This is a genomic window from Flavobacterium yafengii (assembly GCF_030010375.1).
Classification (GTDB): domain Bacteria; phylum Bacteroidota; class Bacteroidia; order Flavobacteriales; family Flavobacteriaceae; genus Flavobacterium; species Flavobacterium yafengii.
Map to the genome: position 1 here is coordinate 445499 of NZ_JASCRY010000002.1, position 21310 is coordinate 466808.

17 protein-coding genes are annotated in these 21310 nt (G+C 35.1%); 16 read left to right on the forward strand and 1 reads right to left on the reverse strand.

Features of this window, described 5'->3' with window-relative positions; translation table 11 throughout:
- The first annotated feature begins 32 nt into the window (after positions 1-32).
- The 13 genes from QLS97_RS09460 to QLS97_RS09520 all read left to right on the forward strand — a co-directional run bounded on the left by QLS97_RS09460 (position 33) and on the right by QLS97_RS09520 (position 15925).
- A complete protein-coding gene (locus tag QLS97_RS09460; RefSeq protein ID WP_282716218.1) occupies positions 33-2174 on the forward strand; it encodes a bifunctional aldolase/short-chain dehydrogenase in 2142 nt (713 codons plus the stop codon).
- Positions 2175-2334: 160 nt separating this feature from the next.
- The gene (locus tag QLS97_RS09465) at positions 2335-3609 is read left to right on the forward strand and encodes a sugar isomerase (RefSeq protein WP_282716219.1); all 1275 of its coding nucleotides are present in this window, start codon (positions 2335-2337) and stop codon (positions 3607-3609) included.
- Between the two features lie 12 nt (positions 3610-3621).
- Positions 3622-4983 carry an FGGY-family carbohydrate kinase gene (locus QLS97_RS09470; RefSeq protein ID WP_282716221.1) on the forward strand — a complete coding sequence of 454 codons (1362 nt, stop codon included), beginning with the start codon at positions 3622-3624 and terminating at the stop codon, positions 4981-4983.
- A 1-nt stretch (position 4984) separates the two neighbouring features.
- Positions 4985-5722 carry a (Fe-S)-binding protein gene (locus QLS97_RS09475; protein WP_282716222.1) on the forward strand — a complete coding sequence of 246 codons (738 nt, stop codon included), beginning with the start codon at positions 4985-4987 and terminating at the stop codon, positions 5720-5722.
- A complete protein-coding gene (locus tag QLS97_RS09480; RefSeq protein ID WP_282716223.1) occupies positions 5719-7113 on the forward strand; it encodes a lactate utilization protein B in 1395 nt (464 codons plus the stop codon). The genes QLS97_RS09475 and QLS97_RS09480 overlap by 4 nt, the downstream gene beginning before the upstream one ends.
- Complete coding sequence (locus QLS97_RS09485; protein ID WP_282716224.1) at positions 7106-7693, forward strand: LutC/YkgG family protein; 588 nt, start codon at positions 7106-7108, stop codon at positions 7691-7693. The genes QLS97_RS09480 and QLS97_RS09485 overlap by 8 nt, the downstream gene beginning before the upstream one ends.
- A gap of 111 nt (positions 7694-7804) precedes the next feature.
- Positions 7805-8641, forward strand: coding sequence for a 5-dehydro-4-deoxy-D-glucuronate isomerase (gene kduI / locus QLS97_RS09490; RefSeq protein WP_282716225.1), 837 nt, complete (start codon positions 7805-7807; stop codon positions 8639-8641).
- A gap of 6 nt (positions 8642-8647) precedes the next feature.
- Positions 8648-9433, forward strand: coding sequence for a gluconate 5-dehydrogenase (locus tag QLS97_RS09495; RefSeq protein ID WP_282716226.1), 786 nt, complete (start codon positions 8648-8650; stop codon positions 9431-9433).
- A gap of 17 nt (positions 9434-9450) precedes the next feature.
- Positions 9451-10851, forward strand: coding sequence for a glucuronate isomerase (gene uxaC, locus QLS97_RS09500; protein ID WP_282716227.1), 1401 nt, complete (start codon positions 9451-9453; stop codon positions 10849-10851).
- Positions 10852-10901: 50 nt separating this feature from the next.
- Positions 10902-11924 (forward strand): sugar kinase, encoded by a 1023-nt coding sequence (locus QLS97_RS09505; RefSeq protein WP_282716228.1) that lies wholly within the window; start codon positions 10902-10904, stop codon positions 11922-11924.
- 10 nt (positions 11925-11934) lie between these two features.
- Positions 11935-12603 carry a bifunctional 4-hydroxy-2-oxoglutarate aldolase/2-dehydro-3-deoxy-phosphogluconate aldolase gene (locus tag QLS97_RS09510; RefSeq protein ID WP_282716229.1) on the forward strand — a complete coding sequence of 223 codons (669 nt, stop codon included), beginning with the start codon at positions 11935-11937 and terminating at the stop codon, positions 12601-12603.
- A gap of 226 nt (positions 12604-12829) precedes the next feature.
- Entirely contained in the window at positions 12830-14299 is a 1470-nt protein-coding gene (locus QLS97_RS09515) for a tagaturonate reductase (RefSeq protein ID WP_282716230.1), read from the forward strand.
- 9 nt (positions 14300-14308) lie between these two features.
- Positions 14309-15925, forward strand: coding sequence for a UxaA family hydrolase (locus QLS97_RS09520; RefSeq protein ID WP_282716232.1), 1617 nt, complete (start codon positions 14309-14311; stop codon positions 15923-15925).
- A gap of 65 nt (positions 15926-15990) precedes the next feature.
- Here QLS97_RS09520 and QLS97_RS09525 read toward each other — a convergent pair whose 3' ends face one another.
- A complete protein-coding gene (locus QLS97_RS09525; RefSeq protein WP_282716233.1) occupies positions 15991-17016 on the reverse strand; it encodes a LacI family DNA-binding transcriptional regulator in 1026 nt (341 codons plus the stop codon).
- Positions 17017-17353: 337 nt separating this feature from the next.
- Between QLS97_RS09525 and QLS97_RS09530 the strand changes: the two genes are divergently transcribed.
- The 3 genes from QLS97_RS09530 to QLS97_RS09540 all read left to right on the forward strand — a co-directional run bounded on the left by QLS97_RS09530 (position 17354) and on the right by QLS97_RS09540 (position 21284).
- A complete protein-coding gene (locus tag QLS97_RS09530; protein ID WP_282716236.1) occupies positions 17354-18790 on the forward strand; it encodes a glycoside hydrolase family 28 protein in 1437 nt (478 codons plus the stop codon).
- 249 nt (positions 18791-19039) lie between these two features.
- Positions 19040-20005: a DUF4861 family protein gene (locus QLS97_RS09535; protein WP_282716238.1), complete on the forward strand. Its 966-nt coding sequence runs from the start codon at positions 19040-19042 to the stop codon at positions 20003-20005.
- 40 nt (positions 20006-20045) lie between these two features.
- The gene (locus QLS97_RS09540; protein WP_282716240.1) at positions 20046-21284 is read left to right on the forward strand and encodes a glycoside hydrolase family 88/105 protein; all 1239 of its coding nucleotides are present in this window, start codon (positions 20046-20048) and stop codon (positions 21282-21284) included.
- Positions 21285-21310: the final 26 nt, after the last annotated feature.

Genomic DNA, 21310 nt, shown 5'->3' on the forward strand with positions numbered 1-21310 from the left:
AACTCTTTTATAACAATTTTTAATATAACAACATGTCAAATATTAACACAAACAACATGACTTTTCAGCACGTAAGCTATCTTTGGGATGATTCTAAAGCTGCAGCATTAGCAGGAGATGAAGTAGCCCTTTTTATATATCGTTCTAATTTATTAGGTGCCGATTTGAGACTAACGAACTATGGCGGTGGAAACACTTCCGTTAAAGTTACGGATAAAGACCCACTGACTGGAGCTAATTCTGAAGTAATGTGGATAAAAGGTTCTGGTGGAGACATTGGAACATTAACAAAATCAGGTTGTGCGGCACTTTATTTAGAAAGACTTCTCAATCTTGAAAACGTATACAGAGGAATCGAATTTGAAGATGAAATGGTTGAATTATTCAATCACTGTGTTTTTGATTTAGCTTCAAAGGCACCTTCTATTGATACACCATTGCATGGTTTTTTACCTTTCAAACACATTGATCACTTGCATCCTGATGCGGCTATTGCTATTGCAGCGGCTAAAGATGGAGCAAAAATTACCGAAGAATTATTCAACGGAGAAATTGGTTGGGTGGGATGGCAACGTCCAGGTTTCGACTTGGGATTACAAATGCGTGCTTGTCTTGAAGAAGCTGAAGCAAAAGGGAAAAAACTAAAAGGAGTAATGTTGGGTTCTCACGGTTTGTTTACTTGGGGAGACACTTCTTACGAAAGTTATGTAAACACGCTTGAAGTAACTGAAAAATGTGCTGAATATCTTGAAAGCAACTACGGTAAAAATCGTCCAGTTTTTGGAGGTCAAAAGATAGAAAGTCTTGCTATAGAAGCACGTCAGTTGAAAGCGGCTAAAGTAGCTCCTATATTACGTGGTTTCTGTTCATCAGAGCGCAAAATGATAGGTCATTATACAGATGATGCCAGAGTATTGGAATTTATTAATTCGAATGATTTGGAGAAATTGGCTCCTCTTGGGACTTCTTGTCCAGACCATTTCTTACGTACTAAAATCAGTCCTTTAGTACTGGAATTAGACCCAAATGAAGATTTATCAGATGTGGAAGCGATTAAAGCAAAATTAACTCCTGCTTTTGAAGCGTATAGTGCGATGTATTCAGACTATTACAATACATGTAAGAAATCAAATTCACCAGCGATGCGTGATCCAAATCCTGTGGTGATTTTATATCCGGGAGTAGGAATGTTTACTTTCGCAAAAGATAAAACAATGGCGCGTTTGGCATCAGAATATTATATTAATGCAGTAAATGTGATGAAAGGTGCTGAGGCCGTTTCAGAATACACTTCGTTGCCCCGTCAGGAAGCTTTTGATATTGAATATTGGTTATTGGAAGAAGCTAAATTACAGCGTATGGCTAAACCAAAAGCCTTGTCAGGAAGAATCGCTTTGATTACAGGTTCTGCAGGAGGAATTGGAAAAGCTATCGCAAAAAGATTTGCACAAGAAGGTGCTTGTGTTGTTATCAATGACATTAACGAAGAGCGTTTACAAGGTGCTACTGCTGATTTCATCAAGACTTTTGGAAAGGATGCAATTTCTAGCACTTTATTGAATGTAACCGATGAAAATAGTACTGAAAAAGCATTGGATGCTGCCTGTTTAGCTTTTGGTGGAGCAGATATTATCGTTAATAATGCTGGAATTAGTATCTCAAAATCTATTGCAGAACATACTTTAGAAGAATGGGATAGATTGTATGATATTTTGGTAAAAGGACAATTTATTGTTTCTAAAGCCGGAACTGAAGTAATGCGTAAGCAAGGATTTGGTGGAGATATTGTAAATATCGTATCTAAAAATGCAGTAGTTGCAGGACCAAATAATCCTGGTTATGGTTCAGCAAAAGCAGCTCAAGCGCATTTAACACGTTTGATGGCTGCCGAATTAGGTGCAGATAAAATCCGTGTTAATACGGTAAACCCAGATGCTGTAATCTCGGATTCCAATATTTGGTCAGGGGGTTGGGCGGAAGGTCGTGCAAAAGCGTATGGTATTACGGTAGCTGAATTACCTGCTTATTATGCGAAACGTACTTTATTGAATGAAATTATATTGCCTGATGATATTGCCAATGCCTGTTTTGCATTTGTAGGTGGCTTGTTGAGTAAGTCTACAGGAAACGCCTTGAATGTTGATGGCGGAGTAGCAATGGGCTTTTACAGATAGTTTTTTTAGTTATTAGGGTTGTTTTTTCTAATACCCAATGCCATTGGGTATTAGATTTTTTAATTTAAAATAAAACAAACTGATAATAGTTCTCAAAATACAATTTCATCTAAGTAACCATTTTAAAATAAGTTTTTATTTAACTTTATAAAAAAATACTATGTTAATTGAATCAAACAAAATAACTTCCCATAATGATGAGCTGTTTAAGGCTCATAAAAATAAATTAGTTTTCACTGCATCAGAAATTGGTGAAACCGAAAATATTATCCAAAAATTAATTGATTTCCAAATAGCCATTCCATCTTGGGCTTTAGGAACAGGAGGAACGCGTTTTGGTCGTTTTCCAGGTGGTGGAGAACCACGTTCATTAGAAGAAAAAATTGAAGATGTAGGTTTGTTACACGCTTTAAACAATGCTTCTGGAGCGATCTCTTTACACATTCCTTGGGATATACCGACGGATTATCAAGCGATTAAAGTATTAGCTGCACAACACAACTTAAAATTCGATGCAGTTAATTCAAATACCTTTCAAAATCAGGTAAATCAGACTCATTCATATAAATTTGGCTCGTTGCAAAACGTGAATAAAGCGGTTCGTAAACAAGCCATCGAACACAATATTGAAGTGATTCAACAAGGAATTGCTTTAGGTTCTGAATCATTAACGGTTTGGCTTGCTGACGGTTCTTGTTTTCCGGGACAATTAAATTTCCGTAAGGCCTACCAAAATACACTGGAAAGTTTAGAAGAAATTTATGCCGCGTTGCCATCAAATTGGAAAATGTTTTTAGAATATAAATGTGCTGAACCTAATTTTTATTCTACTACAGTAGCGGATTGGGGTCAATCCTATTCTTATGTGAAAAAATTAGGTAACAAAGCCTTCACTTTGGTTGATTTAGGACACCATCTTCCAAATGCCAATATTGAGCAAATTGTTGCTTTATTATTAATGGAAGGAAAATTAGGTGGTTTCCATTTCAATGATTCAAAATATGGAGATGATGATTTGACTGCTGGTGCATTAAAACCATACCAATTATTCTTGATTTTCAATGAATTGGTAGAAGGAATGGATGCCAAAGGAATGAATCATGCTACTGATTTAGGTTGGATGATTGATGCTTCTCATAATGTCAAAGATCCTATGGAAGATTTATTACAATCGGTAGAAGCAATTATGATTGCATATACACAAGCACTTTTGGTGGACAGAAAAGCATTAGAAATTGCCCAGAACGAAAATGATGTCGTGAGGGCGCAAGAGATTTTACAAAATGCTTTCCGCACGGATGTTCGTGCCTTAGTAGCCGAAGCACGTTTGCGTTCAGGTGCTGCTTTGAATCCGGTTGGATTATACCGTGATCTTGCAATAAGAAAAGGTCTTATCACTGAAAGAGGACTCAAAACTGTAGCAACGGGCCTATAAAACCAATCAAAAATGAATGTAGTAGCGATTTTTGATATTGGTAAAACAAACAAAAAAGTCTTTCTGTTTAATGAAAATTATCAAATTGTTTGGGAAAAATCAGTGAATCTTCCAGAAACAGTGGATGAGGATGGTTTCCCTTGTGAAGACATTGCAGAACTCAGAAACTGGATCGTTTTTAGGTTGTCAGAAATGCAGGAATTAAAAGAATATATCTTAAAAGCAGTAAATTTTAGTACCTATGGAGCCAGTTTTATTTATGTGGATGAAGAAGGTAATTCTTTAACACCATTATATAATTATCTAAAACCATATCCAGAAGCACTAAAAAAGAAGTTTTATGACAAATATAAAGGAGAAGAAAAGTTTGCTCTAAAAACAGCTTCTCCTATTTTAGGAAGTTTAAATTCCGGAATGCAGATTTACCGTTTGAAAGAGGAAAACCCGGAGTTGTTTGCGAAAGTAGCTTATTGTTTGCACTTGCCACAATATTTAAGTTCTCTTTTAACGGGTAAATATTTTGCGGATATCACCAGTATCGGTTGTCATACCAATCTTTGGAATTTCAAGAAGATGAAGTATCACAAATGGCTTAAGAAAGAAGATATTGCAGATAAAATTCCGCGTATTCACGATGCAGGACATACTATAAATATAATAGGAGATATATCCGTTGGAGTAGGATTACATGATAGTTCTTCGGCAATTATTCCTTATATGATAAATTTTACGGAGCCTTTCGTTTTATTGTCTACCGGGACTTGGAGTATTTCCATGAATCCATTCAATGACACCCCATTGACTTTTGATGAAATGCAATACGACTGTTTGTGCTATTTGCAATACAAAGAAAAGCCTGTAAAAGCTGCTCGTTTGTTTGCCGGTAATGAACATGAAGTGCAAACCAAAAAGCTAGCGAGTCATTTTGGAGTGCCATTAGATTCGTATAAAGAGATTCTTTTTGACAAAAATATCATCTCTAAATTGAGGGAAATCAATCTAAAAAGATACTCTTCCAGTGATGATAAATATAAAATTCTTCAAGAATCTCCTTTCGAAAAGAGAAATCTTAGTGATTTCAAAAATTACGAAATTGCCTATCACCAATTGATGTTGGATATCGTTGCGCAGCAAATACTTTCAACTAACTTAGTGATTCATAACAGTCCCGCTAAAAAGGTATTTGTAGATGGTGGTTTTAGTAAAAACTCTATTTTTATGAATTTATTGGCAGAAGCTTTCCCGGAAATGGAAGTGTATGCCGCTTCTATGGCGCAAGCAAGTGCTCTAGGTGCTGCCTTGGCGATTCATAAAAATTGGAATCCGAAACCGATTCAAAATGATTTGATTGATTTAAAATTTTACAAACATTAATATGAAAATTGGACTTTTTATACCGTGTTATGTGGACCAATTTTACCCAAAAGTGGCTATTGCAACCTATGAATTATTACAGAAATTAGGCTGTGATGTTCGTTTTCCAATGAAGCAAACCTGTTGTGGTCAACCCATGGCCAATAGCGGATACGAACATTTGACAAAAGGTTGTGATACTAATTTTATTGCCAATTTTGCTGAGTTTGATTTTATAGTTTGTCCTTCGGGAAGTTGTGTACTACATGTAAAAGAACATTTGCATGATGAAAACAATGAAGCATTGGCTTCTCAAATGAGAAAGCGAGTTTTCGAATTAACCGAGTTTATCACCGATATTTTGAAAATCGAAATGATTCCCGGAAATTTTCCTTACAAAGTAGGGATGCATCAAAGTTGCCATGGACAACGGGGATTGAAGCTTTCGCAAATGACGGAATTGAATGCGCCATTTTTCTCTAAACCGGAACAATTATTAAGTAGAATAGACGGAATAAATCTGGTTTCATTAAGCAGGAAAGATGAATGTTGTGGATTTGGAGGTACTTTTTGTGTAACCGAAGAAGCGATTTCTGTAAAAATGGGACAAGATCGTATAAAAGACCATGAAGCCCATCAGGTAGAATACATTACCGGCGGTGATATGTCCTGTTTAATGCACTTAGAAGGTATTTTGAAAAGACAAAAAAGCCCGATAAAAATTATTCACATTGCGGAAATATTAAACGCTACCATATGAAAAGTAATTTAGAACATAGCGAGGCTGCAGCGATTTTTAATAAAGATGTAAAACGAGTTGATTGGCATGATGAAACGCTTTGGTTTGTTCGTGAAAAACGAGATAAAGCAGCACATCAAATTCCGGAATGGGAATTGCTAAGAGAAACGGCTTCAGAAATCAAGAATAATGTGCTTTCGAATATGCATGATTATTTACTTGAATTTGAATCGAATGCCCAGAAAAATGGGATTACCATTCATTGGGCTGCGGATGCTGATGAACACAATAAAATAGTCCATTCCATAATGGAAAAACATGGCGTGAAGCAGATGGTTAAATCTAAATCCATGCTTACCGAAGAATGCCATTTGAATGAATATTTATCCGAAAAAGGTATTGATGTAATCGATTCTGATTTAGGGGAACGTATCGTTCAACTTAGAAAAGAACCGCCAAGTCATATTGTTTTGCCAGCGATTCACCTCAAAAAAGAAGATGTAAGCGAAACGTTCCACGAACACCTTGGAACAGAAAAAGGAAATAATGACCCACAATATTTAACCGAAGCAGCACGATTGCATCTTAGAGATACTTTCCTTACGAGAAAAGTGGCTTTGACGGGAGTCAATTTTGCTATTGCTGAAACCGGTGAAATTGTAGTTTGTACTAATGAAGGGAATGCTGATATGGGTGTACATCTTGCTGATGTACATATTGCCTGTATGGGTTTTGAAAAAATAATTCCACAGCGTAAACATTTGAGTGTTTTTCTTCGATTATTGGCAAGAAGCGCAACGGGACAACCCATTACCACTTTTTCCAGTCATTTTAAAACGCCTAGAGATGGGAAAGAAATGCACATTGTTATTGTCGATAATGGCAGAACGACCCAACTAGGAAGAGAAGATTTCAGGAGTTCATTGAAGTGCATCCGTTGTGGAGCTTGTATGAATACCTGTCCGGTTTACAGACGAAGTGGAGGACACAGTTATCATAATGCGGTGGCGGGACCTATTGGTTCCATATTAGCACCAAATCTTGATATGAGTAAAAATGCTGATTTGCCTTTTGCCAGTACCCTTTGCGGTTCTTGCACGAATGTTTGTCCCGTAAAAATTGATATTCACAATCAATTGTATAAGTGGCGTCAGGTATTGGTAAAAGAAGGACATACTCCACTAGGAAAAACGGTCGCAATGAAAGGAATGGCAACCGTTTTGGCCAATCCTATGGTTTTTGATTTTGCTGGAAAAGCAGGACGATTTGTGATGAAAAACATGCCAGTTTTAGTTAATAATAGCCTTAATCCTTGGTACAAACAAAGAGAAATGCCTGCGCCACCCGAAGAATCATTTAGAGAATGGTACAAGAAAAATGCAAAGGAATCTAAAGACAAAAAAGATGAGTAGTAGAACCACTATTTTAGAAAAAATAAAACAAAACCAACCGACAGCAATCAGTGAATTACCTAATTTAGGTACTTTAGGATTGGAATCTTTTGAGATACTCGATAAATATAAAGCGGTATTAAAAGGTATTGGCGGCGACTTTGTGGAAGTTCTTAATTATGATGCTATAATTTCGTTTGTCAAAAAAAATTATGCTACCGAAAAAAGAATGATTACCACTATTCCAGAACTTGCTGAAATTGCAGCGACTGATTGGTTTAACGATGATCCGCATAGTTTGGAAAATGTCGAATTGACTTTGGTTAAGGCTCATTTTGGTGTTGCTGAAAATTCGGCACTTTGGGTAACGGATGATTTGTTAGGACAACGCGTGTCTACATTTATTCCTCAATATTTGGCAATTGTAGTAAATAAAAAAGATATTGTTGCAACGATGCATCAGGCCTATGACCGTATCGGAAATCAGGAATATGGTTTTGGGACTTTCATAGCCGGACCTTCAAAAACTGCCGATATTGAACAATCGTTAGTTTTAGGTGCTCATGGTGCCAGAGGATTGACGGTTTTTTTTATGGATTAAACTATTTTCAGACTCATTATTTTTATCATAAGTGCTTTTTTATTAAAATAAATTGTAATTAATATAATATAAAGTATATTTGCGTAATCGATTACATTAAACTATTTAATTATGACAAATTTTTCATTCAGATACGCCACAAATCCAACGGACGTTAAGAAATATGGAACAGACGAATTGAGAGATCAATTTTTAATAGAAAAGCTATTCGTTGAAAATGAAATCCAATTGACTTATTCTATGTATGATAGGTACATTGTTGGTGGTATAATGCCTGTTAATGGGAGTTTGAAATTAGAAACGATTCCTTATTTGAAATCTGAAAACTTTCTTGATAGAAGAGAATTAGGAATTATAAATGTAGGAGGAAGCGGTACAGTTACTGTTGATGGAGTGCAATATGATTTACAAAAAAAAGAAGCTTTATATGTAGGTCAAGGTTGTAAGGAAGTTGTTTTTGCTGGAGCAAATGGAGAACAACCTTTATTTTATATTAATTCTGCACCAGCACATAAAAAATTCCCAAACAAAAAAGTAGGAAAAGAGGATGCTGAAGTAATCCAATTGGGAGAGGAAAAAACTGCTAATAGAAGAGTTTTAAACAAACTAATAGTAAATAGTATAGTGGAGACTTGTCAGTTGCAAATGGGACTTACTGAATTGTTAGCAGGAAATGTTTGGAACACCATGCCGGCTCACACGCACAACCGACGCATGGAAGCGTACTTCTATTTTGATTTAGAAGCGCCACAAACGGTTTGCCATTTTATGGGAGAACCTCAAAATACGAGACATATTTTTATGCAAAACCACCAAGCCGTTTTATCTCCGGAATGGTCTATTCATTCCGGCGCAGGAACTTCAAACTATTCTTTTATATGGGGAATGGCGGGAGAGAATTTAGATTATGGCGACATGGATATTGTTGCACCAAATGAATTAAGATAAGTAACTATGAATTTATTTGATTTAAAAGGAAAAAGAGCACTTATAACCGGAGGAACTCATGGTTTAGGTTTAGCAATGGCTGAAGGATTGGCAATGGCAGGGGCAGCGCTTGTAATTACAGGGACAACGCCATTAAAAATGGAAGAAGCCCTGGCGTATTATAAAAGCAAAGGATACACTGTATCTGGATATTTGTTTGATGTAACTGATGAAAAAGCAGCGGCAGAAAACATTGCATTAATTACAAAAGAGTTAGGAGATATCCATATACTGGTTAATAACGCTGGAATTATTAAAAGAGAGTTGGCAATAACAATGCCTGTCAGTGATTTCAGAAAAGTGATCGATGTGGATTTAGTAGGGCCTTTTATTATGTCACAATTAGTTGCTAAGCAAATGATTGAAAGACAAGAAGGTAAAATAATAAACATTTGCTCGATGATGAGCGAATTGGGACGAAATAGTGTTTCGGCTTATGCAGCTGCAAAAGGAGGTTTGAAAATGTTGACCCGAAATCTAGCTACTGAATGGGCGAAATATAATGTTCAGGTAAACGGAATTGGTCCGGGCTATTTTGCAACAACACAAACGGAATCTATTCGAGTTGATGGACATCCGTTTAATGAATTTATAATTAATAGAACGCCGGCTGCACGTTGGGGTAACCCAGAAGATTTAGCGGGTACCGCTGTCTTTTTGGCTTCTAAAGCAAGTGATTTTGTAAATGGGCAAATTGTATATGTAGATGGAGGAATATTAGCCACTATCGGAAAACCTTCAAATGAAAATTAATATTTAAGAAATTTATAATGAGCACAAAATTTATAAACGACAATTTTTTATTAGAGAATAAATACGCCGAAGAATTATATCATAATTATTCTAAAAATCAGCCTATAATCGATTATCACAATCACTTGTCGCCACAGTTTATTGCTGAAGATAAAATTTTTGAAAATATCACCCAAGTTTGGATCAACGGCGATCATTATAAATGGCGTGCGATGCGTACTTTGGGAATCAACGAACAATTTATTACGGGTAATGGTTCCGATAAAGATAAATTCATGAATTGGGCAAAAACAGTTCCTTACACGATGCGAAATCCCTTGTATCATTGGACGCATCTGGAATTGGCCCGTTATTTTGATATCTATGATTTGTTAAACGAAAAATCGGCTGAGAAAATATATCTTGAGGCTTCCGCCAAAATAAATTCACCAGAATACAGCACTCGAAATTTACTTCGCAAAGTAAATGCCGAATTTGTTTGCACTACCGAAGATCCAATTGATACTTTAGAATTTCACCAACAATTAGCAAAAAGCAGTTTTGAAACAAAAGTTAGTACCGCTTTTAGACCAGACAAAGCCATCTTGATTTCGAATGATGGGTACAATGCCTATATCGATACTTTAGGAGAAGTTGCAGGAATTTCAATTCATACGTATACCGATTTGTGTTCTGCGCTTACCAACAGAATTGACTTTTTTGATAAAAATGGTTGCAAACTTTGCGATCATGGTTTAGACCAAATTTATTTTGAAAATTTTACGGAAAGTGAAGTAAATGCAATTTTCAAAAAGAAGAGAGAAAACAAGGAAATCAGTAATGAAGAAGCGTTAAAATTCCAAACCGCCATCTTATTGTTTTTATCTGAAACCTATCACCAATACGGTTGGATACAGCAGTTTCACTTGGGCGCGCTAAGAAATAATAATGAACGCATGCACCGCATTTTAGGCCCTGATACTGGATGGGATTCCATTGGAGATTATCCGCAGGCTCAAAAATTATCGGGCTTTTTAAATGCTTTAGACCGTAAAAATAAATTGACAAAAACCATTATTTACAATCTAAATCCTGCCGATAATGAAGTCATGGCAACCATGATTGGAAATTTCAATGACGGAAGCGTAAAAGGGAAAGTACAATTTGGTTCCGGATGGTGGTTTTTAGACCAAAAAGACGGAATGACCAAACAACTGAATGCACTTTCAAACATGGGATTGATTAGTTGTTTTATAGGAATGTTGACCGATTCCAGAAGCTTTTTATCGTTTCCAAGACATGAATATTTCAGAAGGATTCTTTGTAATCTTTTAGGAGATGAAATTAAAAGAGGCGAACTTCCAAATGACATGGAATGGATAGGTAAAATGGTTTCGGACATTAGTTATAATAATGCCAAAGAATATTTTAAATTTTAAGGATTGAAAAGAGATTCCTTATATGAAATAGAACATTAATTATAAATTATATGAGTAAAGTAGTTGCTTTTGGTGAAATAATGTTACGCCTTTCAACAGAGAGACATTTGCGTTTTGAGCAAGCCAAGGCATTTACTGCCTCCTATGGTGGTGGCGAATTTAATGTGTGTGTGTCGATTGCTAATTATGGTGGAAAGGCAGAATTTGTAACGCGTATTCCTAATAATGAAATTGGTATTTGTGCATTAAAAGAAATGCGAAAAATGAATGTTGAATCCAAAAATGTAATTTTTGGAGGAGAACGTTTAGGTACCTATTATCTTGAAACAGGTGCGGGAACTAGAGGCAGTAATGTAGTTTATGACCGTGCTCATAGTTCGATGGCAACCATTAAAAAAGGAACCATTGATTGGGAAAAAGTATTAGAAGGAGCTACTTGGTTTCATTGGAGTGGGATTACTGCTGCCATATCTGCGAGTGCTGCCGAAGCCTGTTTAGAAGCCGTAAGAGTAGCTCATAAATTAGGTTTAACCATTTCATGCGATTTAAATTATAGGTCTAAATTATGGCAATATGGCAAAACGCCCAGCGAAGTTATGCCTGAATTATTGAGTTACAGTAATGTGGTTTTAGGCGATATTGATACGGCTTATTTTATGTTAGGAATTGATAAAGTAAATCCAAATTATCAAGACACGAAATCTTTACCTGTTTTATATTCAAAGTTGTTTGAATTGTGTCCTAACTTAAAAACAGTTGCCACAACATTACGCTATTCGGTTAGTGCATCACACCAACGAATTGGAGGAATTTTATTTGACGGAAAAACCATTTATAATGCCGCTGTAAAAGAAGTGACTCCTGTGGTAGATCGTGTGGGTAGTGGAGATGCTTTTATGGGCGGATTGATTTATGGTTTGTTAGAATATCCAAATAACGATCAAAGAGCGTTAGATTTTGCAGTAGCGGCCTGTTGTTTAAAACATACCATTGCAGGCGATTATAATTTAGTGACCTTAAAAGAAGTTGAAAACATGCTAGATGGTGATGGTGCCGGATTAGTTTCAAGATAAATTAAAAAATATGGCAAAATATTCAAGAATAGAAGTAGCAAGTGTAATGGCTTCTACAGGGATGGTTCCTTTGTTTTTTCATACCGATGTTGAACTGGGAAAAAAAGTGATTAAAGCCTGTTATGATGGTGGAGCACGTCTTATGGAATTTACCAGTAGAGGTGATTTTGCTTTTGAGGTTTTTGGTGCATTGAATAAATATGCCTTAGCCGAATTACCGGGAATGATCTTGGGAGTTGGTTCGATAACAGATGCTGCGGCTGCTTCATTGTATATGCAATTAGGCGCTAATTTTATTGTGACTCCAGTTTTGAGAGAAGACATTGCAATCGTTTGTAACCGCCGAAAAGTATTGTGGTCACCAGGTTGTGCTTCACTTACTGAAATTGCACGCGCCGAAGAATTGGGTTGTGAAATAGTAAAATTATTCCCGGGCGATGTTTACGGACCACAATTTGTCAAAGGAATCAAAGGCCCTTGTCCATGGACGAGTATTATGCCCACTGGAGGAGTTTCAACCGATAGAGACAATCTGAAAAGTTGGTTTGACGCCGGTGTGACTTGTGTCGGCATTGGTTCACAGCTTATTTCAACTGATATTTTGAAAAGCCAGGATTTTGCTGCTTTAGAAACAACTGTCAGAGCAACTTTAGCAACAATTAGAGAAGTTCGAGGCTAGAATCATACTGTTTTTATAGAAGATTATAAGATATAGCATTTGTAATAAGCGACTTTAATTAATGCGTTTCAAAGGACCTTTCCCTAGTCCTCATTAAAGGAAAGTGATTTAAAAGCGCAGCAAATTGAGTCGTTTATTATAATCAAAATAATGCAAAAGAATGAATTTAAAAAGTCACATTGAAAAATTGTTTAAAAAACAGGATTACACTTATTAAAGATATAAAATGGAAAAATTAAATAGAAAGAATATAGGATTAGAAAATAAACTTCCCATTAAAATTGTTCAATTTGGAGAAGGTAATTTCTTAAGAGCTTTTATAGATTATGCTTTTCAAGAGCTGAACGACACAGTAGATTTTAATGCTGGTATTGCAGTTGTACAGCCTATTGAGAACGGAATGGTAAACATGTTAAACGACCAAGACGGTTTGTACACTTTGTTCATGAAAGGCCTGACAAAAGGTAAAGAAGTTCAAGAAAAAAAGCTAATTACTAACCTTGTAAGCGGAATTAATCCCTATACAAACTTCAATGATTATTTGGCTTTAGCCAAAGAAGAAGCATTAGCATTTATTATTTCAAACACGACAGAATCTGGAATTGCTTATGTAAGCAGTGATACGCCTACCATGCAACCACCAAGTTCTTATCCTGCAAAATTGACTGTTCTTTTGTATGAAAGATTTAAACATTTTAATGGAGATGCTTCAAAGGGACTTGCTGTGATTCCGTGTGAATTGATTAACAACAATGCGGATACATTAAAGGAAATTATCCTAAAATACTGCGTCGATTGGAAGCTGGAAGACGGTTTTAAAACGTGGATTGAAGAAAGTAATACATTCCATAACACATTAGTTGATAGAATTGTACCGGGATATCCAAGAGCTGAAATTGACGAGTACAACAAGCAACTGAATTATACTGATAATCTTATTGTTACCGCTGAAACTTTTTTCCTTTGGGTGATTGAAGGAGGTGACATTTTGAAAAATAAATTGCCATTTCACAAAACGGATTTAGATGTAAAAATTGTCGAGGACATGCAACCTTACAGAACCCGAAAGGTAAGAATCCTGAATGGTGCACATACCGCCATGGTTCCATTTTCATTAATGTATGGAAACGAAACGGTTAAAGAAACTATAGACAATGCTTTTACAGGAACTTTTATAAATAAAGTCATTTTCGAAGAGATCAATGAGACTATTGATATGGACAAAAAGGAATTAGATATTTTTGCTGATGATGTTCTTGATCGTTTTAGAAATCCATTTATCAAACATAATCTTTCTAGTATTGCTTTGAATTCTATTTCAAAATTTAAGGTTAGAGTATTGCCAAGTGTGTTAGGATATATATCAAAATATGATAAAGTGCCTGCACATTTAACTTTTGCTTTTGCTTGTTTGATTCGTTTCTACAAAGGATCTTGGAAAGGACAAATTTTGCCAGTAGAGGACAGTAGTGATATTATAACGTTTTTTCAAGAAATTTGGAAATCATCAGAAAATAATGATAAAGTAGTTCAACAAACACTTGAAAACGCAGAGTTTTGGGGTGAAGATTTAACTAAAATAAATGGATTATCGGAAGCTTTAGTTTTGGCTTTAAGCGAAATTGAAACCAACGGAATTGAACAAGGGTTTGTTAATTTTAACAGACAATATGAAAACAAGTCAATCACTATATAATTATTAATCATGCAAAAAAAATTAATAAAAGTAAATTCTTCAGATAATGTCGCTGTAGCTTTAGTAAATCTTAAGGCTGGAGAGTTAATTCCCTTTGAAGGGGAAACAATTGCTGTCGAGACTGACGTAAAGGCAAAACATAAAATAGCCATGAATCCTTTTGATATAGGAGACAGAATTATTATGTATGGCGTTTTAGTGGGTAAAGCAAGTGCCAGAATTGAAAAAGGAGGATTGCTTTCTACATTGAATGTGAAACATGAAAGTGATAAAGTTACTGGAAAAACAGAGACTATCGGTTGGACAGTTCCTAACGTTGATAAATGGAAAAACAGAACTTTTCAAGGGTATCATAGAGAAGATGGACAAGTAGGAACTGAAAATGTATGGTTGTTTTTCCCGTTAGTATTTTGTGAAAATAGGAATATCGAAATCTTAAAAGATATTTTTGAAAAAGAATTGTTGAAGCAAAAAGTAAATGATTACCAACTTTTACTGCGTTCATTAGTTAGTACTGAAAGTGGAGTTGCTGGAGATGATTTAAAATCAAATAATAGCGACTTATTTAAAAATATAGAGGTAAAGTTTATAACGCATCAAGGGGGTTGTGGAGGAATTCGTCAAGATTCACACAGTTTGGCAAAACTTTTGGCAGGATACGTAAACAATCCAAATGTGGCCGGAGCTACCGTTTTGAGTTTGGGTTGTCAAAACTTGCAAATTCAAATATTTAAAGATGCGCTTGACGAAATTAATCCAACGAGTACAAAACCCGTTTTGATTTATGATCAGCAACAAATAGGAACTATTGAGGCTATGTTGAGTAGCGTTGTAAAAGATTCATTTGAAGCTATCAAAAAAGCAAACCAAATAGAAAGAACTCCTGCGCCATTGTCTAAATTAAAGATTGGTTTAGAATGTGGTGGTTCAGATGGATTCTCAGGAATCTCGGCAAACCCAACATTGGGAGTAACTTCAGATATGCTTACGGCACTAGGAGGAACTACCATTCTTTCTGAGTTCCCAGAATTATGTGGTGTTGAGCAAGAATTGGTAAACCGTTGTGTTGAAGATGAAGGCGGTAAACGTTTCTTAGAATTAATGCAATGGTATGAGAAAACTGTAGTTGACGCTGGTTCTGGATTTGACATGAATCCTTCACCGGGAAATATTAAAGACGGATTAATTACTGATGCCATGAAATCTGCAGGTGCTGCCAAAAAAGGGGGAACTTCACCTATTGTAGGAGTTTCAGATTATGGAGAGTACATTTCAAAACCAGGATTGAATTTATTATGCACTCCGGGTAATGATGTGGAATGTACCACTGCAATGGTAGGTTCAGGAGCAAATATGGTTTTGTTTACAACTGGTTTAGGAACTCCGACCGGAAATCCGATTGCACCCGTTATTAAAGTTTCATCAAATACTGAATTAGCTAAAAAAATGTCTGATATTATTGACATCGATACCGGTGGAATTATTACCGGTGAAAAATCTATAGATGAAATGGCGGACGAAATGCTGGAATTTATTATAAATGTTGCCAGTGGAACTATTAAAACCAAAGCGGCTATTTTGAATCAGAACGATTTTATTCCTTGGAAAAGAGGGGTTTCTTTGTAAAAAGAAAATAAATATTTAAACAATAAAAAAAGTGTGAAATTTACTTCACACTTTTTTTATTGCTATTAAAGGCTATGCCTTGAGGATGATTTTCTAATATGTAATTCAGGATTCAACACTACCTTTTTCTCCATTTTAAGGTTTTTAGGATTGTTTAGTTGTTCCAAGAATACTTTGGCGGCCATTTCCCCCATTTCCATAGGGGATTGGTCAACAGAGGATATTGAAAGTTCCATGAATTTTGTAAAAGGTTCGTTACCAAATCCAAAAACACAAAAATCTTCGGGGATTTTTATTCCATGTTCTTTTAGTTCTTGAATGGCTCCCAAAGCTGCAAAATCACTGGAAGAAAATATAGCATCTGGCGGATTTTCTAATTTTAATAATTTTTCTACTGCTGCTCTTCCGGCTTCAACACTACTTTTTGTTTGAAATACATAATTTTCATTGAATTCAATTTCATTGTCAAGTAAAGCTTGTTTGTAACCTTTAAATCGATTTTCAAAAATCTCTAAAGATCGATCACCTGAAAAATGAGCAATGCGGGTACAGCCCTCATTGATAAGATGTTTTGTAGCTAAATAGGCTCCATCATAATCGTTTATTGTAACAGAACTGACACCATCCATGTTTTTCTTTCGGTCAAAAAATATTAAAGGGACATTTTTTTCGACTACTCTTTTAATCATTCGATCATTTTCTGAAGTAACATTGGAAACCGACATTAAAATGCCATCTACTTGTGCATTTAACAGCGTATTTATATTCTCAATTTCTCTCTTTTCATCTTCGTGCGTTTGGCAAATAATAACATGATAGTCGGGATACAATTCATCTTCAATTCCTCGTATAACAGAAGCGAAAAAGTTACTGTCAATACGTGGTACAATGACACCTATGTTGCCGCTTTTACCACTTTGAAGTGCTAAAGCAAGCTTATTAGGCTTGTAATTCATTTCAGCCGCTGTTTCCCTGACAAGTTTGCAAGTGCTTTCACTTATTTTTGGATTATTATTTAAAGCGCGAGAGACTGTGGCAGCAGTTGTATTGAGTTTTTTTGCAATGTCATAAATAGTTGTTTTTTTACTCATTATGAATTAATTGTTGTTATAAAGGTGTAAAAATAAGTTTTTTTTTCTAATCAGTAATTGTTCAGTGTTATCGATTGTCTAAAATATTGAAATTAGTCCTGACTGCATGTTTTTTCAATAAAAAATAATGGTAATTATGTACTCATAATGCTTTTTTTTTATGTTAAGTGTATAAATATATTGTTTTTTTTTGCAATAATAATATTTTATTTGATTTTGTTTTGGTTATTTAGGAATTAATATCTACGTTTGTGTAATCGATTGCGCAATTTAATTTTTTCGAACAGAATAAAAGCAAAACGAATCAATTTAATTAAAGAATTTTAAATAAAATCAAATGGCAAGGAACTATTTTTTAATGAGGAATATGCTTTATTGTATTCTGTTTGCAACGCTTTTTTCTTGCGCGATGAAGCAACCAAAAACTGTTGTGAATAATGATCCATGGGAAACCATGCAGCGTATTCTAGATAGTGTAAAGGAGCCTTCTTTTAGCAATAAAACCTATGTCATTACTGAATATGGTGCTCAAGCGGGCGGTGTTTTCAATAATACCCAAGCATTTAAAAAAGCAATCCAAGCTTGTACTGAAAATGGAGGAGGGAAAGTTTTGGTTCCGTCTGGAAAATATTTAACGGGTCCTATACATTTAGAAAATAATGTAAACCTTCATTTAGAAGATGGTGCCGAAATTTTATTTAGTACTAATACCGCTGATTATCCAATTGTTCACACTTCATTCGAAGGGACTGAATTAATGAATTATTCGCCATTAATATATGCCTACAAGAAAACTAATGTGGCTGTAACCGGAAAAGGTATTTTAAATGGACAGGCTAATAATGAAAATTGGTGGTGGTGGTGCGGAAAAGATATTTATGGTTGGAAAAAAGGAACTCCTAATCAGGGGGACCCACTCAATCGTTTGCGTCTGGTAGCTATGGCTGAAGAAGGAGTTCCTGTTTCGGAGCGAGTTTTTGGGGAAGGACATTATTTGAGACCAAATTTCATAGAGTTTTTTGATTGTAAAAACATGATGCTAAAGGATGTGAAAATTGTTAATGCGCCGTTTTGGGTTATTCATCCTATCAAATCGTCCAATGTCATAGTTGATGGTGTTACAGTTGAAAGTCATGGTCCTAATAATGACGGCTGTGATCCGGAATATTCAAGAAATGTAATCATAAGAAATTGCACATTCAATACAGGAGATGATTGTATTGCTATTAAATCCGGTAGAGATGCAGATGGCAGACGTGTGGGAATTCCTAGTGAAAATATTATAGTACAAAATTGTAAAATGGTTGATGGTCATGGAGGTGTGGTTATGGGAAGTGAGATTTCCGCAGGGGTAAGAAATGTCTTTGTGGAGAATTGTGCCATGGACAGTCCTAATCTGGATAGGGCAATTAGGATAAAATCAAATTCTAAAAGAGGAGGGCTGGTTGAGAATATTTATGTGAGGAATTTAGATATTGGACAAGTAAAAGAGTCGGTTTTAATAATAGATATGTTTTATAATGTATATGGAGGGCAAGTGGGAACTTTTATCCCTCAAGTACGAAATATCTATCTTGAAAATATAAAAGTCAAGGATGGTGGGATGTACGGGATTTTGGCCAAAGGCTATAAAGAATTTCCCATAAAAAATGTAAGATTTAGAAACGTAACGATTGATAAGGTTGATAATGCCTATTCTATTGAAAATCTGGTGGGGCTTAAACTAATCGATACTTATGTTAATGGATCACTTATGGAAAGCCCTAGCAACTAAATCAGGACAGCTATAGAAAGTGAATTTGTTTTGAATCAAGTATGTATTCTTGAAATTAAGTAAAAAATAAGTTTTTTTAGGTTTTAGGTTTGTTTGATTAGGAGCTTGTAGTTGTAGGGGGCAAGCTCCTTTTTTAAATTCAGGAGTGAAATATGAGGTTAGTGAGATTAAATGGAATACCTGATTCATCCTGTTAATTCGGATGTTTTTCAACTACAATAGAAGAATAATTTAATTAATAGAATTCAAATGAGAATAGTAAAAATTGTTGCAGGATTATTTTTTATAACCCAATTTTCCTGTAAAGCACAACAAAAACATTTAACAACAACATCTAAGACCTACGCTGAAATTTCTGTAAAAGAGGGGGGTAAATGGGAAGGTCGTAAATATGTTGGCGGTACTTTTAAAAATGTTGGAAAAGTAAAATTAGCCAAAGAACATACGGATCATTCTTTTGATATTCGCTATGAGGGACCTGGTTGGGAAAGTAATAAAGTGGGGTATCGATTGTATTTAGATTGGAGAAATGCTATTGATATATTCGGAAAAAAAACAGAAGCAATTGTTTTGCCACAAGTAGGACAAGATAATTTTGATTCCTATCATGAAATGAGTGATTGGGGCGCTGATATTTTAAAAGCAGGGAAAGGAATCGGAATCGGATCTATTGATCGTTATCTTAACAAGGAAAGATTGCACTTTTATGAAGTTGATTCTACCATTGCCAAAGTAGAAAACAGACCAAATAGTTCTAGTGTGAAGGTGCAGTATTATGGATGGAAAACAGCTTCGGATAAAATTAATTTCACATCCGAATTAACCATTAATCCGAACAAACGTTATACCAAACATACCATTCATCCATCAAAAGAAATAGCCGGAATTTGTACGGGAATCGTAAAACAAAAAAATACGGAATTGCTAAAAAAAATAAGTCAAAACAAAAAATGGGCATACCTGGCAACTTATGGTACCCAATCTTTGGTTCCCGATAATTTAGGAATGGCTATTTTTTATGAAACCGGTACTGTTGAAAATTTAGTCGATGCAGAGTTTGATTATCTTTTGGTTTTTAAGCCCAGAACAAAACCAACTTCGTTTTATTTTTTAGGAGCTTGGGAACAAGAACCCAATGGAATTAAAACCAAAGAAGCCTTTTTATCTTATTTAGATCAAAAATTGAAAGAATTGAATGATACTAATAAAATATAATTTTCAATGAAAAGTGATACGAAACATAATACCTATTAAGATGAAAAATTCCCTAAAAATAAATTGTTTTACAACTATCAGCATAATCCTTACATTGCTATTTGTCAGTTGTAAAACTAATTCTCAAACAAGTTTTAAGTCATTAGAAAATAAAAAAAATCTACTTATTTCGGATAATTTAAAATGGTCTGAACGTATGGCACTATCCATTATGAAACGCCATCCGGAATCCTATATGATCGACGATAGAACAGTTGCAAAATGGGATTATGTTCATGCAGTGGTATTGAATTCTATTGAAGAGTTGTATAAAAAAACAAAAGATAAAAAATATTACAATTATGTCAAAAGTTATGCAGATATCTTGATAGACGAAAATGGGGATATTAGTAAAACATATACTGTTGAGACCTATAATATTGATTTGATTACACCGGGAAGTATTCTTTTTGATTTATATGAAACGACCCAAGACAAGAGATATTTGGTTGCTATGCAAACTTTAAGAAAACAGATTGAAGAGCAACCTCGTACGCCAAGTGGCGGATTTTGGCATAAAAAAATATACCCAAACCAAATGTGGTTAGATGGTTTGTTTATGGGTGAACCATTCTATGCTCAATATACTGCTACTTTTGAAAATGGAAAAAAACTAGATGACATTGCAAAACAATTTGAACTTATTCAATTACACGCGACTGATAAAAAAACAGGATTGTTATACCATGCTTGGGACGAAAGTAAACAAATGCCTTGGGCAAATAAACAAACTGGTACTTCTCCTAATTTTTGGTCAAGATCGATCGGGTGGTACGCAATGGCTTTAGTAGATGCTTTGGATTACTTCCCAAAGGATCATCCAAAACAAAAAGAATTGGTTGGTTATTTGAATAATGTTGCGAATGCTTTAGTAAAATTCCAAGATAAATCAGGTTTGTGGTATCAGGTGACTGATAAGGGAGGTAAAGCAGGAAATTATTTAGAATCATCAGGGAGTTCAATGTTTACGTATGCTTTAGCAAAAGGGGCAAACAAAGGATATTTGCCAAAAAAATTTAAAACAATTGCCATTAAAGCTTTTGATGGCTTAACAACCCAATTGATTCAAGTTGAACCAAATGGCGAAATCAATATCACTCAAGCCTGTGCGGTTGCAGGACTAGGCGGAAATCCTTACAGAGATGGGTCGTATGGATATTATATAAATGAAAGAAAAAAGGATAACGATCCTAAAGCTACAGGACCATTTATATTGGCTGCATTAGAATTGGATAGGTAAACATTTTTAGAGCCTTTTTTTACAGA

Bases quoted from the DNA above. Each gene is read 5' to 3' on its own strand.
- QLS97_RS09510 (WP_282716229.1), top strand. From the start codon at position 11,935: ATGGCAAAATATTCAAGAATAGAAGTAGCAAGTGTAATGGCTTCTACA.
- QLS97_RS09530 (WP_282716236.1), top strand. From the start codon at position 17,354: ATGGCAAGGAACTATTTTTTAATGAGGAATATGCTTTATTGTATTCTG.
- uxaC (WP_282716227.1), top strand. From the start codon at position 9,451: ATGAGCACAAAATTTATAAACGACAATTTTTTATTAGAGAATAAATAC.
- QLS97_RS09480 (WP_282716223.1), top strand. From the start codon at position 5,719: ATGAAAAGTAATTTAGAACATAGCGAGGCTGCAGCGATTTTTAATAAA.
- QLS97_RS09520 (WP_282716232.1), top strand. From the start codon at position 14,309: ATGCAAAAAAAATTAATAAAAGTAAATTCTTCAGATAATGTCGCTGTA.
- QLS97_RS09470 (WP_282716221.1), top strand. From the start codon at position 3,622: ATGAATGTAGTAGCGATTTTTGATATTGGTAAAACAAACAAAAAAGTC.
- QLS97_RS09460 (WP_282716218.1), top strand. From the start codon at position 33: ATGTCAAATATTAACACAAACAACATGACTTTTCAGCACGTAAGCTAT.
- QLS97_RS09495 (WP_282716226.1), top strand. From the start codon at position 8,648: ATGAATTTATTTGATTTAAAAGGAAAAAGAGCACTTATAACCGGAGGA.
- QLS97_RS09505 (WP_282716228.1), top strand. From the start codon at position 10,902: ATGAGTAAAGTAGTTGCTTTTGGTGAAATAATGTTACGCCTTTCAACA.
- QLS97_RS09515 (WP_282716230.1), top strand. From the start codon at position 12,830: ATGGAAAAATTAAATAGAAAGAATATAGGATTAGAAAATAAACTTCCC.
- QLS97_RS09535 (WP_282716238.1), top strand. From the start codon at position 19,040: ATGAGAATAGTAAAAATTGTTGCAGGATTATTTTTTATAACCCAATTT.
- QLS97_RS09485 (WP_282716224.1), top strand. From the start codon at position 7,106: ATGAGTAGTAGAACCACTATTTTAGAAAAAATAAAACAAAACCAACCG.
- QLS97_RS09525 (WP_282716233.1), bottom strand. From the start codon at position 17,016: ATGAGTAAAAAAACAACTATTTATGACATTGCAAAAAAACTCAATACA.
- QLS97_RS09465 (WP_282716219.1), top strand. From the start codon at position 2,335: ATGTTAATTGAATCAAACAAAATAACTTCCCATAATGATGAGCTGTTT.
- kduI (WP_282716225.1), top strand. From the start codon at position 7,805: ATGACAAATTTTTCATTCAGATACGCCACAAATCCAACGGACGTTAAG.
- QLS97_RS09540 (WP_282716240.1), top strand. From the start codon at position 20,046: ATGAAAAATTCCCTAAAAATAAATTGTTTTACAACTATCAGCATAATC.
- QLS97_RS09475 (WP_282716222.1), top strand. From the start codon at position 4,985: ATGAAAATTGGACTTTTTATACCGTGTTATGTGGACCAATTTTACCCA.